The organism is Streptomyces sp. NPDC001156, assembly GCF_053598275.1.
Genome location: NZ_JBSFJX010000184.1, coordinates 1 through 16,334 on the forward strand (window position 1 = coordinate 1; position 16,334 = coordinate 16,334).

At 67.8% G+C, this 16,334-nt stretch carries 12 protein-coding genes and 1 pseudogene; 5 read left to right on the forward strand and 8 right to left on the reverse strand.

The features are described from left to right. Positions 1 to 29 precede the first annotated feature (29 nt). On the reverse strand, positions 30 to 1,889 hold the full coding sequence (locus ACWDA7_RS41405) for a transposase (protein ID WP_450611814.1): 1,860 nt from the start codon (positions 1,887 to 1,889) through the stop codon (positions 30 to 32). Positions 1,890 to 2,115: 226 nt separating this feature from the next. On the opposite strand from ACWDA7_RS41405, the gene ACWDA7_RS41410 reads away from it, so the two are divergent. Further along, positions 2,116 to 2,784 (forward strand): transposase, encoded by a 669-nt coding sequence (locus ACWDA7_RS41410; protein WP_450611816.1) that lies wholly within the window; start codon positions 2,116 to 2,118, stop codon positions 2,782 to 2,784. 138 nt (positions 2,785 to 2,922) lie between these two features. Continuing rightward, a complete protein-coding gene (locus ACWDA7_RS41415) occupies positions 2,923 to 3,426 on the forward strand; it encodes a hypothetical protein (protein WP_450611836.1) in 504 nt (167 codons plus the stop codon). A gap of 345 nt (positions 3,427 to 3,771) precedes the next feature. Here ACWDA7_RS41415 and ACWDA7_RS41420 read toward each other — a convergent pair whose 3' ends face one another. Continuing rightward, positions 3,772 to 5,082 (reverse strand): hypothetical protein, encoded by a 1,311-nt coding sequence (locus ACWDA7_RS41420; protein ID WP_450611818.1) that lies wholly within the window; start codon positions 5,080 to 5,082, stop codon positions 3,772 to 3,774. Positions 5,083 to 5,479: 397 nt separating this feature from the next. Between ACWDA7_RS41420 and ACWDA7_RS41425 the strand changes: the two are divergent. Next, positions 5,480 to 6,698: pseudogene (locus ACWDA7_RS41425) on the forward strand (cytochrome P450). Between the two features lie 683 nt (positions 6,699 to 7,381). Next, positions 7,382 to 10,660, forward strand: a complete 3,279-nt coding sequence (locus ACWDA7_RS41430) for a GH92 family glycosyl hydrolase (RefSeq protein ID WP_450611820.1) — start codon at positions 7,382 to 7,384, stop codon at positions 10,658 to 10,660. 352 nt (positions 10,661 to 11,012) lie between these two features. Here the strand turns inward: ACWDA7_RS41430 and ACWDA7_RS41435 are convergent, their stop codons facing one another. Together ACWDA7_RS41435 and ACWDA7_RS41440 are read right to left on the reverse strand one after the other, a co-directional pair. Beyond that, positions 11,013 to 11,225 (reverse strand): transposase, encoded by a 213-nt coding sequence (locus tag ACWDA7_RS41435; RefSeq protein WP_450611822.1) that lies wholly within the window; start codon positions 11,223 to 11,225, stop codon positions 11,013 to 11,015. 217 nt (positions 11,226 to 11,442) lie between these two features. Continuing rightward, complete coding sequence (locus ACWDA7_RS41440) at positions 11,443 to 12,519, reverse strand: 1-aminocyclopropane-1-carboxylate deaminase/D-cysteine desulfhydrase (protein WP_450611824.1); 1,077 nt, start codon at positions 12,517 to 12,519, stop codon at positions 11,443 to 11,445. Between the two features lie 76 nt (positions 12,520 to 12,595). Between ACWDA7_RS41440 and ACWDA7_RS41445 the strand changes: the two genes are divergently transcribed. Then, a complete protein-coding gene (locus ACWDA7_RS41445) occupies positions 12,596 to 13,498 on the forward strand; it encodes a LysR family transcriptional regulator (protein ID WP_450611826.1) in 903 nt (300 codons plus the stop codon). Positions 13,499 to 13,645: 147 nt separating this feature from the next. Here the strand turns inward: ACWDA7_RS41445 and ACWDA7_RS41450 are convergent, their stop codons facing one another. The 4 genes from ACWDA7_RS41450 to ACWDA7_RS41465 form a co-directional block, all read right to left on the reverse strand. Further along, complete coding sequence (locus ACWDA7_RS41450; RefSeq protein WP_450611828.1) at positions 13,646 to 13,924, reverse strand: LuxR C-terminal-related transcriptional regulator; 279 nt, start codon at positions 13,922 to 13,924, stop codon at positions 13,646 to 13,648. 314 nt (positions 13,925 to 14,238) lie between these two features. Further along, positions 14,239 to 14,547, reverse strand: coding sequence for a hypothetical protein (locus tag ACWDA7_RS41455; RefSeq protein WP_450611830.1), 309 nt, complete (start codon positions 14,545 to 14,547; stop codon positions 14,239 to 14,241). Next, positions 14,544 to 15,764, reverse strand: a complete 1,221-nt coding sequence (locus tag ACWDA7_RS41460; protein ID WP_450611832.1) for a hypothetical protein — start codon at positions 15,762 to 15,764, stop codon at positions 14,544 to 14,546. Before ACWDA7_RS41460 ends, ACWDA7_RS41455 begins: the two co-directional genes overlap by 4 nt. An 83-nt stretch (positions 15,765 to 15,847) precedes the next feature. Next, a partial coding sequence (locus tag ACWDA7_RS41465; protein WP_450611834.1) for a hypothetical protein occupies positions 15,848 to 16,334 on the reverse strand: 487 nt, incomplete at its 5' end.

The window sequence follows — 16,334 nt, forward strand, 5'->3', positions numbered from 1 at the left end:
GGTGCCGACCGCCCCGTATTCAACTTGAGTCACACCATGATGATCACGGGGCGGTCCAGGCGCGCGGTGCTTGGGTCGTCAGGGTCGGTGAGGTGGACGTGGGCGCAGAGGGCGGCGGAGACCTTGTCTCGGTCGCCGGTCAGCCCGCAGGCGGGGCAGTGGTGGATCCGGTCGGCGAGGGTTTTGGGAACGCGCTCGCCGCAGAAGCAGGCCTGGGAGAGTTTGGTGGTGAAGGTGGAGCCCCGGAGCATCCGCCCGCCGGTCGTCTCGCATTCCCGGCCAATAGCGGTGATGAGCCGCCCGGGTGTGGTGGCCTGCAGTGCTTTGCCCCACCTGCGGTACCAGGTGCGGATATCGCAGTCCTCGACGATCAGGTTCGCGCCGTGGGCGGCGGTGATGTCTTCGGCGATGCGGCGGGCGCGGTGGTCTTTTGCCGCCGCCTGCGTGGCGGCGGCTTCGGCAAGGCGAGCCCGGTTGAGCCGGAAGCCGGCTGACAGGCTGTCGCGCCGGAAGGGCTGCTTGGGCACCCCAGCCTTGTTCGCTGCCCTTGCCCCGCCGGGCGTTTCGACGGTCCGTGCGGGAAGGCTCGCGGCCCGGCGCCGTTCGGCCCGGGCTTGTTGGCGCTTCGACGGCTGGTACTGGCCGGGGTTGAAAGCTCGGCGGGAGCGGTCGAGGGCGCGTCTGCGGCCGCGGTCCTTGCGCCGGGCCTCCGCCAGCGCGGCAAGCTCCGCGTCGCTGGGCTCGATACGGGTTGTTTCGACGTCACCGTCGGCGGGGTCGAACGTGTTGGGGAAGGAGACGATGGAGAGGTTGGAGACGTTGCCGTCGATCCCCCCGACCCGCTCGAGTGCGGCCGCCGCCGTGCGGCGGGCCTTCGTGGCGGGGGACGCGTAGCCGCCGGTCAGGACCATCAGGTGGGCTTCGTACGCCCACCCGCCCGGCGCTGAGGTGTCGCGGCGGCGCACGAGGTCGATCTTGTGCCAGGTATCGGGATTGGTCAGGAAGTGCACCAGGCGCGGCCAGCGGCCCGAACCCGAGGGCAGGCGGACGGGCAGGACCAGGTCACCACGACGTGAATCGGCGCCGCCGGTGAACACGACGGTCAAAGGCCCGGTGTGGTCCCACCACGTCGCGGCCCGCGTCTTCGTCGTGTTCCTCGCCGTCACCTCGCCCGTCTGAATACGTCCCGTGGGGCGCATAGGAGCAGGCAGGTGCCGAGGCTGCTCGAGCACCCCGGTCCCTGGAGGAAGCGCGGCAGCCTGCTCCGGGGTGGTGACCGTACGGTCGAGGTTGCGGTTCCGGTAGGTGTCCAGGTGCCCGGCCAGGGTGCCGTGCAGCCGGAATGTTTCCCACTTCCGCGAGGTGGTGTGGGAGCGGGCGCGGCCTGGGATGGAGGTGTAGTCCCACCACCGGCCCGCGCGAGGCCGGCCGTGCGTGCGGCCGGAAGAGTCCGGGAACAGATGCCGGCTCACGGAAGTCTCGAAGACCTCGTCTGCCTGGTGCATCACCAGTGCTTTGGTGACGTGATGGGCGAGGTGCCTCGAGTTTTCCATGTGTCGGTAGGCGCGGCGTTCCATCCCTCCCCGGGACAGACCCAGCTCCAGCCGCCAGGCTTTCGCGTCCGTCTCGCGGCGGACATCGCCGGCCCAGTACGCGTCGACGGCGTCCCGCGCGTCACGCTGCAGTGCGCGTTTGACGGACCACATCGCCGAGAACAGACCCTCGGTCCGGTGCCGGATGCCGGGATCGTGGACATCGAGCGGCAGACGGATCACCGCAAGCTCGATGTCCGCGCCTCGCGTCCAGCGCTTCCCCTTGTTCTTTCCCCGGTATCGGCGAGCAGGAGCAGCATCGAAGGAGGCTGCGGTGTCACGCAGTTCTGTGGTCACCGATGCTCCACCTCCTTCTTCGCCTCATGTCGGACGCCGTCCTTGTCCGCAGTTTGACCAGCGCGGCAACCAACGCCAAAGCTACAAGACCCCACTGACAACGCCCCGTGCCACGACAGGACTTCGGTCTCTACGATGGCCTTCCTGCACCTGCGTCTTGCCCGCTGCACGTCGGCCGACCTTCGTGCCTGGACAGGACTGACCGGGCCCCAAATGCAGCATCTCGTTGGGCAGTTGTGGGACCTCGCACCCGATACGGGCCGGTAGGCCCTGGTCACTGCCGTTCGCCGACCGGGTCCTCCTCGTTGTTCTGGCCTACCGGACCAACCTCACCATGCAGCAACTCGGCTCCCTCTTCGGCGTCTCCCACGCCGCCGCCCACCGGGTCATGAGTCGGCTCGCAGAGCTCCTCGGACCACCACCGACTGACCGGCGGGAGCTGTGGATTGTCGACGGAACGCTGATCCCCGTCCACGACCAGCAGCGCACAGCGAAGAGCAAGAACTACCGGCGCAGCGTCAACGTGCAGATCCTCTGCCGGGCCCGCGACCGCAGAGTCGTCGCCGTCGGAGACGCCTGGCCCGGCAACCGCAACGACAACGTCGTTTTCCGCGAAACCCTCCAGAAAACACTCCCTGACCATCCCCGCCTGTCCGGCGACGGCGGCTACCGAGGCTGCGACCGCATCCGAACGCCACGCCGAGGCCTCGACGGTCGCCTCATCAAAGACCGTACCTACCGCCGGTTCCGCAAACGCCGCGCCGCCGCAGAACACACCATCGCCCGACTCAATGACCACCAGATCCTCCGCCAATGCAGGCGCCGCAGCGACGCGGTCAACCACGCCGTCGCTGGCGTTGCCGCACTCCACAACCTCAAAATCGACCTCCCGTAAACAGGCACCCCTGGCGGGGCAGCAGGCTCCGGCCCGCATTACGTGATGGCTCTTAGGGCCGGTCCTTCCGGTCCGCCCGGTGTCACGCGACACTCTCACTCCGAGACCCGCAGCAGCAGCACCGCCCGCGCTAGCACCGTGACCGTCGTACCCGCCCGGTGCACCGTCGCCGGCGGCAGAGTCTGCTCCTCGCGGGAGGTGTTCGACCGGTTCGGAGCGTTGCGCCGGTACAGCGCGAGCCACCTGCAGGCCTGGGCGCGTGAGCGGGGTGCCGGCGCGCTGGACTTCACCGGCGCGTCCACGAAGTACATGGACGCGCCCGCCGCGCAGCGCAGGACCGAACTGGTGCACAACCCGCGGACCGTGCTGGCGGGCGTCGCCCGTGCTTTTCGTGTCGCGCTGCGGCGGCTGTACCGGACCCGGAACCTCATCCTGCACGGCGGAGCCACCCAGAGTGTCGCCTTGGCTGCCTCCCTGCGCACGGCCGCTCCGCTGGTCGGGGCGGGATTGGACCGCATCGTCCATGCTGCCTACGCCGAAGGCCTCGCTCCGTTCGACCTCGCGGCGCGTGCCGAAGTCACCCTCAGCCTCTTGGACGGCGAAACCGGGTTGTCCGTCGTGGACCTCCTGGAACCCGTCTGAGCGCTCCGGTCCGCAGCTCGCGGATGTCGCGACTCAGGGTCGTCGGCGTGACCGGTGCGGACGTGGTTCGTTGGTCCTGGTGGTGCGCCTGTTCGATCCCCCCTTCGAACGTCGCACCCGCTCGAGGGGCCCCGAGACCAGGCGGGGCCCCTCGAGTGTCACGCACTTGACGTTGGCGACACGTCTGTGCCCGGTCCCGGCGGGCATTTCGTAACTGTGCGCGGCACTTGGCCTTCTCAGGCAAGTGCGGCGCCCGGCTTTGGCGACACCCAGGTGTGGGGCCGGTGTCCCGGAGGACACCGGCCCCACACCGTTGTGACGGGCTCGGGCAAACTGCCTGGCCGGTCAGCCGACGAACTCGACCATGACGGTCGCCGTGCCGGGCACATGCTGGGCGTCGCCCGCGTAGGTGACCGTGTACTGGGGATACGTGTTCCAGTCGGGCGGGGTGTCACTGAAGCTGAAGGTGCCGTTTCCTCTGACCTTCACATCCGGCAGCTGCACACCGTTGCGCGTCACCGTGACCGTTCTGTGCTTGGGGAAGGGGGCCAGCGAGGTCAGTTTCCCCGTCACGGTGACCGGCGTGCCGACGGGATTCGTCGGCGGGGCGGACAGAGTGATCGTGCTGGATGCCTTGGCGACGTCGGTGACGATGTCGAGAATGACCTCGCCCGAGTAGGGGAAGCGGGTGGTGAACAGCCTGTTGCCGTCGGGCGCCCAGGCCACGCCTCGGTCGAGCAGATCCGCGTACCCCGGCGACAACGCGACCGTGCGGTACGCGGCCGTCTCACCCGGACGATAGATGTAGACGTCCCACTCCCCTCCCGCCACGATCCCCGCGGCGACCGTGCCGTGGGAGTCGACAGCGACGGAGTTGGGATAGGGGCCGGTGGCGTACTGCGCCTCCTCCGTCAGGTCCGACAGGCGCCACCGCTGGTGGTAGTAGTTGGAGCCGTTCGCGGTAATCGCGCTGCTGCCGTCCGGCGTCACCGCCACGTCTTCGACATCGCCGACGGCATCGCTGTAGGCGGTCTCCTGAAGCGTGCCGGAGCTCACGTCGTACACGCGCACGCCCGCGGCGCCCTGGCTCTCCGCGGCGACGAGCCGGGCGGGTGCGCCCGGCGACGAGGCAAGTCGCGGCTTGCCGTACCAGACGGGGTTGTCGTCCAGGCTGACGGTCGGGGTCGTCTCGGCGATGGCGACCGACCCGATGCCGGCGTCGAAGACGGTGGCCTGGTAGCCGAAGAACAGCCGGCCGCCGGCGAGGGCGAGGCTTTCCGGTTCGGTGCCGGCCCCGGTTGAGATGCGCCGCGTCTCGGTCAAGGTCGCGGTGTCGATGACGGAGATCGCGTCAGCGTCCGGGAGCGCCACGTACAGGGTGGACTCGTCGGCCGACTCGGCCATGCCCCGCGCACCTTCGAGACCCTCCACCTTCTTCACGACCTGCCCGTCGTGGTCGGTGGCCAGGACCGCGTCGTCGCCGGGCGCGCTGACGTACACATGGCGGCTGTCGGCGAGGGTCTGCCAGTGAGAGCGCACGGGCAGAACGATGCCGCCCTGGGGCTGTGCCGCTGCCGTGCCGGGGGCACCGAGCAGATTGAACGACGCGGTCGCCAGGATGAGCGCGACACCCGCCGCACGTCTTCGTATACGCACCTTAAGGGCTCCTTCGAGAACGGATCCGGCCGCACGGGCGCGACCAGCACAGCAACTGTAGTAATCCGCACCGGTATTGGGCCTGCGGGTGATCGCGTGCGGAGCTCACAACGGGCCACGGACTCGCTGCAGCCCTCGTCATCTCGCTCCGCACCTGACCGACCGGACAAGTCCTGGGCCAGGAGGACACGCACGTGAGCGACTTCCACCCGCTGTGCTGACCGCGATCCGGCAACGCCCTGGTGTTCAACTTGAGGGACTCGTGGGTGGCGGCCGTGGCGTGATGGTGTCGACGGCACAGCATGCGAAGCTCAACTCCCGCCGGTGCTCGGCTGTTTGCGACGTCAAAAGATCCATAACCTGGCGTCTGACGGCAGGCATCTACCCAAGAAGTTCCATGTCCGCTGCCCAGGCAATTCCCGACATCCTTTCGCCCGAGTTCGCTGCGGATCCCTACCCCGCCTACGCGGTGATGAGGCAGGAACAGCCCCTGATGTGGCACGAGGCCACCCAGAGCTTCATCATCTCCCGCTACGAGGACGTCGAAGCCGTCTTCAAGGACAAGACGGCCCAGTTCACCACCGACAACTACGACTGGCAGCTCGAGCCGGTACACGGCAAGACGATCCTGCAGCTCAGCGGCCGTGAGCACGCGGTGCGCCGGGCTCTTGTCGCCCCCGCGTTCCGCGGCAGCGACTTGCAGGACAGGTTCCTGCCGGTCATCGAGCGCAACTCGGGCGAGCTCATCGACGCCTTCCGGCACACTGGGTCCGCCGACATCGTCAGGGACTATGCAACCCGCTTGCCGGTCACCGTCATCGCGGACATGCTGGGCCTGGACAAGGCGGACCACGCCCGGTTCCACGGCTGGTATACGACCGTCATCGCCTTCCTCGGCAACCTCTCGGGCGACAAAGAAGTAGCCGGCGCGGGCGAGCGCACCCGGGTGGAATTCGCCGAGTACATGATTCCGATCATCCGTGAGCGGCGTGACAACCTGAGTGACGACCTGCTGTCCACGCTGTGTGCCGCCGAGGTCGACGGTGTCCGCATGAGCGACGAGGACATCAAGGCCTTCTGCAGCCTGCTCCTGGCCGCCGCGGGGAGACCACCGACAAGGCGATCGCCAGCATCCTGGCGAACCTGCTGGTCAACCCCGACCAGTTGGCGGCAGTCCGCGCGGACCGGAACCTGATCCCCGCCGCCTTCGCGGAGACCCTCCGCTACACCCCGCCGGTCCACATGATCATGCGGCAGTCGGCGACCGATGTCGAGCTCACCGGTGGCACCATCCCTGCCGGCGCCACCGTCACCTGCCTCATCGGCGCCGCCAACCGGGACGAGCAGCGCTTTCGCGACCCTGACACGTTCGACATCTTCCGCGAGGACCTCACCACGACCTCGGCGTTCTCGGCCGCCGCCGACCACCTCGCCTTCGCGCTCGGCCGGCACTTCTGCGTAGGCGCGCTGCTGGCCAAGGCCGAGGTGGCGTGCATCAGTTGCTGGACTCCATGCCCGACCTCCGTCTCGCCGACGGTTTCGACCCGGTCGAGCAGGGAGTCTTCACTCGTAGCCCGAAGGCGCTGCCGGTGTCTTTCACGCCGGCCACCGGCTGACGGTGCCTCCTCGCCGAGCCGCTGCCTCCGCGCGCCCGGGGATCCTGCCCGGCACGCGGAGGGCATGGCTACCGCACCCGCGGAATCAATTGCACCGGAAGCGAGGTCAGACCACGCATCCAGATGGACGGGCGCCACGTCAACTCTTTGGCTTCCACGGCCAGTACGGCAGCACGAGTCACATCGGCGACCTGTCACGACGGCGACAAGCGTTGTCGGCACGTCGACGAAGCATGGCCGCATCACGGTGCCCGGCGACCTCACCCACAGCGCCCGAACCCCGCAACCTCCCTCCCCATGAGGGCGACCTGACGCGAGTCGCGGTGGTCGACCCGGCGGCCGGCCTGACCAGCCCTCCCCCGGCCTCCACGCGCGACTTTCTCCGAAGCTGGCACACCAGCCCCCACCAGCACGGATGCGATCTTCGACAACGGCAGGGCTGAACACCGGATTTCGGCACCCTTGACACCGCCCGAATACGGGGGGAGCATCCTCGCGTTCATTGACAACGTTGTCGGCAGTAGTTCGGAACAGAGAGCGGACGCGCGTGCTCCTGGTGCGTCCTGACCTTCCATCAGACACGAAGGGCAGAAGCGGTGTCAGGCTCATTGGTTCGTCAGACTCATGTGGAGGGCCGGGCTCGTCACAGACGACGAGCTCTCGGATCCGTCGCGGCGGCCACCATGGCGGCCCTGGCGATGGCCTTGACCGTCACGCCCGCCTCGGCGACGCCGGGCCGGGGCGAGGTCAAGGATCCCCTCTCCTACGTCAACCCCCTGATCGGCTCGTCCAACGCGGGCAACACCTATCCCGGTGCCGTTCAGCCGTTCGGCATGCTGGCCTGGAGCCCGCAGAACTCCCGCGGCAACCAGACCTCGACACCCGCTCCGGGCGGTTACCAGTACAACGCGACAAAGATCCGGGGCTTCAGCCTCACGCATCTCAACGGCGTCGGATGCTCCGGAGCCAACGGCGACATCCCGATCATGCCGTACGTGGGCGACGTCGACTCCTCGCCCACGGCCGACACCACCGACTCCAAGTACGCCAGCACCTTCTCCCATGCCAATGAGACCGCATCAGCCGGCTACTACAAGGTGGGCCTGGACAGCGGTGCTTCCGCCGAACTGACGGCCACCGCCCGAACCGGCTCGGGTCGGTTCGGCTTCCCGTCCGACAAGCCCGCCAGCATGCTGTTCCGTACGTCCAACTCCGAGAGCGGCAGCACCGCCGCCGATGTGCGGGTAAACGCCGCCGACAGGACCGTCACCGGTTCGGTCAGCGCGGGCAACTTCTGCGGCCCGCAGAGTGCGAACAACCGCAAGGACCTCTACACGCTGTACTTCACGGCGCACTTCGACACGCCGTTCGCCAAGGTCGGCACCTGGACGGACGGAACCGTCCAGGCGGGCTCCACCTCCGCCCAGGGCGGAACGGGCTTCAACTCGTCCGGCAACCCGGTGGCCGGCAAGGGCTCGGGCGCGTACATCACATTCCCGAGCGGCACAACCGACGTCCAGGCGAAGGTGGCCATCTCCTACGTCAGTCCGCAGAACGCGGAGGCCAACCTCCACGCCGAAAACCCGCCCGCAAAGTCCTTCAGCTCCGTCAAGTCCCAGGCCGCCTCGGCCTGGAAGCAGGCGCTGAGCAAGATCGAGGTGGGCGGCGGCACCGACGCCCAGCGCTCCACCTTCTACACCGCGCTCTATCACTCGATGCTGGAGCCGACCCTGACCAGCGACGTCGACGGCCGCTACCTGGGCGCCGACCGCAAGCCTCACAAGCTGGCCAAGGGGCAGAAAGCGCAGTACGGCACGTTCTCCGGCTGGGACCAGTACCGCGCCCAGGTGCAGCTGATGACTTTGCTGAACCCGAAGGCCGGCAGCGACTACGCGCAGTCCCTGTTCAACTACGCCAATCAGCGCGACGGCGAGTGGGACCGCTGGCTGCTGGAGAACGGCAAGACGAGCGTGATGTCCGGCGACCCGTCGGACGCGGCACTCGCCGCGATCTACGCCTTCGGCGGTCATGACTTCGACGTCAAGGGCGCCTTGAAGTCACTGGTGACCGCCGCGACCGCGCCGACGGCGAACGACTCCGACAGCGCGGGCTGCAACGTCGAGTGTGTGGGCCAACGCCCGGCCCTGGACAAGTATCTGTCCCTCGGCTACGTACCCTCCGACGGCTGCCACTGCTGGGGCGGCGCCGCCGAGACGCTCGAGGACGCAGCGGCCGACTTCGCCATCTCCACACTCGCCGGCCAGACCGGCGACCACGCCAGCGAGAAGAAGTTCCTGGCCCGCTCCGGCAATTGGACCAACGTCTTCGACCCGAACGCCACCCCGCAGGGCGGCTACATCCGCGACCGCAAGTCCGACGGCACCTGGGCGGGTACGTTCACCCCGGGCACCGGCAGCGGATTCGTCGAGGGAACCAGCGCTCGGTACACCTGGATGGTGTACTCCGATGTGGCCGGACTCGCCAGCGCCATGGGCGGCAACGACGCGGCGGTGACCCGGCTCGACTCCTTCTTCCGCACCCCCGACGGCGCCTTCGACTTCTCGGCCAAGGACGGCACGCGCTACGACCCGACCAACGAGCCCGACATCAATGCGCCCTACCTGTACAACTACCTCGGAACGCCGTACAAGACGCAGGAGACGGTCCGCGCAGAGATGGACCAGCTGTGGTCCGACACCCCCGGCGGCATACCCGGCAATGACGACGCCGGGACGATGTCGTCCTGGTACGTCTTCTCGGCGCTGGGCATGTACCCACAGGTGCCCGGCCGCGCCGACATGGTGCTCTCCGCGCCGCTGTTCCCGCACGCCGTGATCCACACCGGGAACGACAAGACCATCACGGTCAACGCGCCGGCGGCGTCGGCGGACAACATCTACGTCCAGAGCCTGAAGACCGACGGCAAGAAGTCCGACAAGCCGTGGGTCCCCGCCTCGTTCGTCACCCACGGCGGCACCCTGGACTACACGCTCGGCTCCAAGCCCAACACCTCGTGGGGCAGTGCCAAGGCCGATGCCCCGCCGTCGTTCCCGGGCGGCGGAGTGAAGTTCTTCACCGGTGTCACCCCGGCGAAGCTCAAGGCCGAGCCCGGCGGTGAGGCCGTCGCGACGACCGTCAAGGTGCAGGCACTCCAGGACCAGGAGACCCAGGTCCACTGGACGGCCACCCCGCCTGCCGGCATCACAGTGACACCGTCCCAGGGTGACTTCACGGTGCCGAGCGGTGGTTCCGGCAGCGCGAAGATCTCCGTCTCCGCGGCCGCCGGGACCGAGCAGGGCTTCTACACCATCCCGGTGACGCTGACGTCGTCGTCCGGTACGGCGCTGCCGAAGACGTCCGCCTCGGTGACCGTCGCCACGAAGAACAGCATGCTGTGGAACGTCAACAGCAACGGTATTTCGGCGGACGACGCGAACCCGCAGGCCAACTTCGACGGCGAGGGCTGGAGTTACTCCGCCGCCGCGCTCGCCGCCGCCGGGGTGAAGCCGGGAAGCACGGTCTCCTCCAACGGGTTCGACTTCACCTGGCCCGCGGCGACCGCTGGTGAACCCGACAACATTGAGGTCGTCGGGGGCGGTCAGGTGCTCGCCGTACCGTCGGCCGACGGCGCCACGAAGCTGAGTCTGCTGGGCAGTGCGGCGGAAGGTGCGGCGAGCGGTACGGCGACCCTCACGTACACCGACGGCACCACCCAGCAGGCCGAAATCGGCTTCAGCGACTGGACGCTCGGCGGCGGCTCGCAGACGCCGTCGTTCGGCAACACGGTCGCCATCCACACCCCGTACCGTGACGTGCAGGGTGGCGGCAAGGACCCGGTGGGTACGGAGGTCTTCACCACCGCGCCCATCGCGCTGCAGGCGGGCAAGCAGCTCGCGAGTGTGACACTGCCCGCCACGACGAATGGCGGCATCATCCACATCTTCGCGGCGGCGACCGCCTGACGACCGATCCGGCCGGTTCCGGCCATGGCAAGGCCTGTTCAGCCCGGTGAAGGGCTGAACAGGCCTTCGTCGTCCCGCTCCACCACCACGGAACACCTGAATCCGAGGAGGAGACGCGTCAGGGGCCATCCGGTGTGCCCTGACATGGGGGCGGCGCCGAGGACCGCTGCTCACGCATACGCAGCTCGACCGAACAGACGCGACAACCGGCACCCGGGCTCGAAAGCTGCCGGAGGCCGACCGACTCCCGCTCGGACACGATGGACGCCGGGGAGGGAGCCTCAGGCCGTGGCCACCGAGTCGCCCTGGGGCAGCGTGGTGCGGATCTGTCTGCGGGAGGCGATGCCGAGCTTCACGAAGGCACTTCGCGCTCGGAGCTGGTCAGCTCGCCGGACCCGCGCTCGCCCCGGTCCGCCTTCACCTGGCGGTACCAGCCGCGCAGGGACTCGGAGCTGATGCCGAGTTCCCGGGCGAAGGCGGTGACCGTCCTGCCCGAGAAATCGACGAGCGCGATCGCATGCCGCTTGAACTCCTCGGTGTACCGCTTCGTGTACTTGCTTCCCACCTGGTGCTACTTCCTCTGGAACCTCAAGATCCCAGTGTCCAGGTGTCCATGATCAAGGGGAAGCTTCACCCCTGTGGTTGGAGGTGGTGTGCTGCACGGGACGGCTTGTGAGCGCGGGCCACATACGGTTGAGGGCGTTTGCGGTGGTGATCGAGGTCGTTGCCAGGTTGGGTTTTCGTTGCGGGTCAAGGGTGATCGTGGCTGATAGGCTGCGGGCTCAGTCGGCGATGTGGCCGACGACTTGGGGAATTTCGAACAGGTTGCCGGTGTCTCCGGTGTGCAGGAACGCGACGTTGCTGTCGACGGGGATCCGCCCGCTGCGGGCGTGGTCGAGCAATCCTGCGAGTCCCTTACCGGTGTAGACGGGGCCGACGAAGACGCCCTCTGCCCGGGCCAGCTCGCGGATGGCTGCTGTACTTTCGGCGGACGCGACGGCGTAGTCCTCGCCGATGAAGCGCTGGTCGATGTCGATCTCGGCGCGGATCGTCGCGTCGTCGGGTACGGGCGCACCCAAGGTGGCCAGCACCGCCTTGGTCCGTTCGACAATCACGCCGGGGTTCATCCGGTCTCCGTCGTTCAACCTCTGGATGGAGATCGACCGGAACTTCACCGGGTGTCCCAGACTCAGCTTGGCTGCCAGCATCCCCGGCAGCGCGGTCCCGGTGCCGATCGTGTGGTAAACGTAGTCGAGCTCGACCCCTGCGGCATCGGACTGTTCAATCATCTCCCGGAGCGACAGGGCGTGCGCGATGTAGCCGTCGGGGTGCGCGCCACCGGTCCCGACAACGAGGACCTCGTGCCCCTGCGCTTCAAGTTCGGCCTTGCGCATGGCAATGGCGTCGGTGATCCGCGCGGCCTCGTCCGGAGAATGCCAGGCGTTGCCGCTGACGTTGATGACGTGGGTTTCGACACCCATCGTCTTGTTGAGCAGATAGTTGCCGCGGAACTCGCCGAGCTCACCATGCCGGGGCACGTTCCGCGTCAGCACCAGGATCGGCGTGATTCCTACGCTCAGGCAGGCGGCGGCGAACTGCAGACCCGAGTTGGTCAGGTATTCGCCCTGGGTGATGACGTGTGTCACTCCGTTCTCGAGGGCCCGGCCCAGGATGAACTCGGCCAGGCGCATCTTGCTTCCGCTGATCGCACTAGGTCCTGCCAGGTCCTCGCGCTTCATGAAGAGGTTGATCCCGCACGCCGCCGACAGGTTGGACAAGGCGTGGAACGGAGTGGGGTAGAACCCGACCCGGCATCGGGGGAGTTTGTTGATCGCGGTGTCGAATTGCGTGAAGTCCATGCGTCTAGCGTCGGCCACGCCTCTGGATTAGCACAAACAATGATCTCTTCTTGGTCGATAAGCTATCCTTAACTTCATGTCTTGGTTGTTCGATCCGCGGCATCTGGTGACCCTTGCGGCTGTCGTGCGGCTCGGCTCGTTCGCCGCTGCCGCAGAGGAGCTGGGCTACACCCAGTCCGCGGTCTCGCAGCAGGTTGCGGAACTGGAACGACGGGTCGGTGCGCGAGTCGTGGTCCGGCGGCCCGTCCGTGCGACCGAGGCCGGGCAGGTCCTTCTCGACACCGAGGCCGCGATCAGCGTGTCGATGAGTCGCGCTGCCACCGAGCTCGCGGCGCTCGCGGACGGAACCGGCGGCGAGGTGCGGCTCGGCGCGTTCATCTCGGCGGCAGCCTCCATCGTCCCTCCCGCGCTCGCACGCCTGCGTGCGAGCCATCCGGCAGTTCACATCACACTCCGTGAACTTGAGCAGCGCGAAACGCATGCGTTGCTGTTCCGGGGAGAGATCGACCTGGCCATCACCTTCGACTACGAACACGCTCCCGGGCCAGTGCCCGCCGGGCTCACGCAAGAGCACCTCATGGACGATCCGATCATGGTCGTCCTTCCCGTCGGTCATCCCCTGGCCGGAGCTGACAGTGTCACCCCAGCCGACCTGCCGTCGGACGCATGGATCAACACAGCGGTCGACGTCCGCGACTTGGCAGCGTCGCCCCTCGACGGCGACCGGGGAAGCGGACATCGTTTGGACTTCGATGGCATGGACTTCCGCACTGCGCTCAATCTCGTCGCGGCGGGTCTCGGCGTCGCGCTGCTGCCGCGGTTGTTGCTGTTGGACGCTCCGCCGAGCGTCGTGGTTCTGCCCATGCGGCAGCCCACACTCGTCCGTCGTCTCTACACCTGCCGGCTCGATACGAGAGGCGTGACCGCATCGATCAGGCGGCTGGAGATGTACCTGCGGGAGGCAGTGGCGGAACTCTGAAATACTGCACCGATCCTCGAAATCCAAGACAGAGCAATGCGATAGGCACCCTCCTTCGTCTCGCGAGGCGCGCGTCCAGGAGCATCGACTGGCCCGGTCGCGCCAGCCACGAGACCGCCACGCTGCCGGAGTCTTCCACCGACCTTCTCAACGAGCCCGGAGATAGGCGAGGACCGCGCGGAAGCGGCGATGGCCGGCGGCGTCCTGAGGCAGGTTGAGCTTGATGCTCCGCACATGCGATTCGAAGGTCTTGGGGCTCAAGAACAGCTTCGCGGACTGGGCGAGGTTGAAGCAGCCCTGGGCCATGAGGTCCAAAGCCCCTCGCTCCCGTTCGGTGAGCGCGGCCAGCAGGTCAAGTACATGCTTACGGCCCAGCAGACGAGCGACGAGTTCACGGTCGAGTACGGTTCGCGACCCGCCGCACATCGCCCGGTGGTGACCCAACACCCCCGCGTCGGCAGGGAGGACATGTACCAGTAAGCCAGTCCGGTGTAGCGCTACGGATCACCCCACAGGGGGAAACCGATGCCCATCGCCGCAGAAGTGCAAGGGGACCAGGACACATCGAAGAGACTGCGCACATGCGGTTCCGTCCACTGGTTGCGGCCACCGCGCCGCAGTCGTTTGCCCATGGCGGTGGTCCCTGCTGGGTGGAACGCCCCGCCGCCGGAGCTCGATGCGTCGGGCGGCGTCCTGATCTGGAGGTACCCGGCAGCCCCACGCGGTCAGGCCAGAGCGGCTCAGGCCGCCCAGTGGCAATACGCCTCCACCCAGGCCCATCCCTCAGGCGCGGGGTCGGGTAGCGGTAGGTCGAGGATGCCGATCGCCTGAGCGTGCCGACCGTGTCTGCACAGGGCGGCGATGCCGCTGCCGGGCCGGTCCTGGATAGCGGTGACGGTCACGGTGACGCCGAGCACGACGGTGGCGAATGGCAGGGCCAGGCGGTTCTCGATGACCGCTTGGAAGGCGGCGAGCTGTTCGTACTCGTCGTAAGCGTCGACGATCGCCTCGGCGACCATGGCGTCGAGTTCGGCGGTGGACAGTCTCATCGCCTCTTCCGCCCTTGCCTGCACAGGAGTTCCGCGAGGCGGTCGCCGACCGGGGTGACGGTTGGCAGGGGCTCGTGCGCGAAGTGCTTCGCCTTGCGGCGGCGCAGCAGATCCTCCCCGTCCCGCTCCCAGGCGAACGTGGGCTTGCGCAGCAGTGCACGGAAGACGGCATCGGCGTTGTCGGGATGCCGCTGGACCAGACGGCGGATGACCATGGGAGAGACAGAGTCGTCGCTCAGGTACTCCCGCAGCCGGCCCAGGTAGCTGCGGTGACGGGCCAAGGCGGGATCGGCGAACAACGCGTCGAGTTGGCCGAAGTCGGCGTAGTAGCACAGGCCTTCGGTCTCGTCACAGATCACGGCGACGGTGTCCGCGTCACTGAATTCTTCGGGCAGCATGCTGAGCTCGTCCAGGGAGGGCCCGCCGTTGATCGGCTGCGCGGCGGCCTCATCGTCGAGTGCGGCCAGAACCTTGTCCTGCCGGTGACGGTGGTACTCCCGCATCCGCAGGCGCGCCTCGCCGGGGTCCAGGACGAGCATGTCTGTACCGAACACCTCGATGAAGTCGGCGCGGGCTTCGGTCTGCATCTCCCAGGCCCTGCGCAGCATCTCGGGATTACGGCGCAGCAACTGCGGATGAGCAGTAAGAGTCTGGACTGCAACCCGTGCCAGTTGCGGTCCGTCGCCGGGCGGGTAGGTGGCGAGGTTGCCGCTGATCAGCCAGGCGTCGGTGTCGGGGTGCACGGGCACGATGCGGGCGGCCACGAACATCCCGGTGCGGAGCTTGCCCAGGGCACGCCGCCCCAGGTTGGAGTGGACCCGGTAGACGAGGTCGTCGAGCAGGTTGTGCAGGACGATGGCATCCCCTTCAAAGCCCTTGACCTCGAAGACTCCCTCCACCACGTCGCGCCAGCCGAGTAGCATCGCCCGCTCGTCCTCGCCAAGCGGCGGCCGCCGCTGAGCCGTAAACCGCTCGAGGACGGTCGAGCCGTCCGCCAGCCGGTGCTGCAGCACGAAGTGGTCGATGGTGTCGATGGCGGTCGCCTCGTCCAGGAAGCCGAGCCGGTCCGCTGCCTCATCGAGTCGGGCATCCAGCCGCTGGGCAAAGCGCGGGCCCTGTGCGAAGGCCACCAGTTCGCTCTTGAGGTCCCCGCTGCGTGCCACCAGCGTGGCCACCTGGGGCACCATCGTGGAGGTGGGGGGATCGCTGTGTTCCACTATTTCTTCTTCCTGCCTGCTCTTGCCAGTGTGTTCCGTTGTCGCGAGTCGCAGGGGCTGCGCGCTTCGTGCCAGGGCGTGCGTCAGGAGCCGGGCGGCCGGGGCCGGTCCATGAGTTGTTGAGCGAGCCGTTCGGCATTCAGGGCGCGCACGGCGGCGTCGACGGCATCGCGGTCGGTGAGGTCGACGTCCCGCGCGGCGAGGGCGGCCGCAATCTGCTTGGCCGGGCCCCATGTCTCCTCGTCGTCGAAGGCTGCGCGGAAGGCAGGCACATGCGCCTCGATGGCGGTGACGACGGGAGTGATCCACGGCTCTTTAACGCCGCGTTCAGTGAGTGCGAAGGTCACCCATCGCTTCAATACATCGGGCAGGAGGAGGCGGTGTGCCTGATCGAGTACCGCCTTGCGGGGCAGCCAGTCCTCCAGGAAGAGGGCGACCTGGCCGGGGCTCCAGCACAGCGGCCCGCGGCTGAGGCAGTTCTCTGCGTAGTCCAAAAACAGCTCGGCCAGCGATCGGACGGTGTCGGCTTCCTCCGCCGCCGGGGCGCCCAACTGGGCGAAGGCATCCAAC

Bases quoted from the DNA above. Each gene is read 5' to 3' on its own strand.
- ACWDA7_RS41430 (WP_450611820.1), top strand. From the start codon at position 7,382: ATGGCGGCCCTGGCGATGGCCTTGACCGTCACGCCCGCCTCGGCGACG.
- ACWDA7_RS41440 (WP_450611824.1), bottom strand. From the start codon at position 12,519: ATGGACTTCACGCAATTCGACACCGCGATCAACAAACTCCCCCGATGC.
- ACWDA7_RS41445 (WP_450611826.1), top strand. From the start codon at position 12,596: ATGTCTTGGTTGTTCGATCCGCGGCATCTGGTGACCCTTGCGGCTGTC.
- ACWDA7_RS41450 (WP_450611828.1), bottom strand. From the start codon at position 13,924: ATGTGCGGCGGGTCGCGAACCGTACTCGACCGTGAACTCGTCGCTCGT.
- ACWDA7_RS41455 (WP_450611830.1), bottom strand. From the start codon at position 14,547: ATGAGACTGTCCACCGCCGAACTCGACGCCATGGTCGCCGAGGCGATC.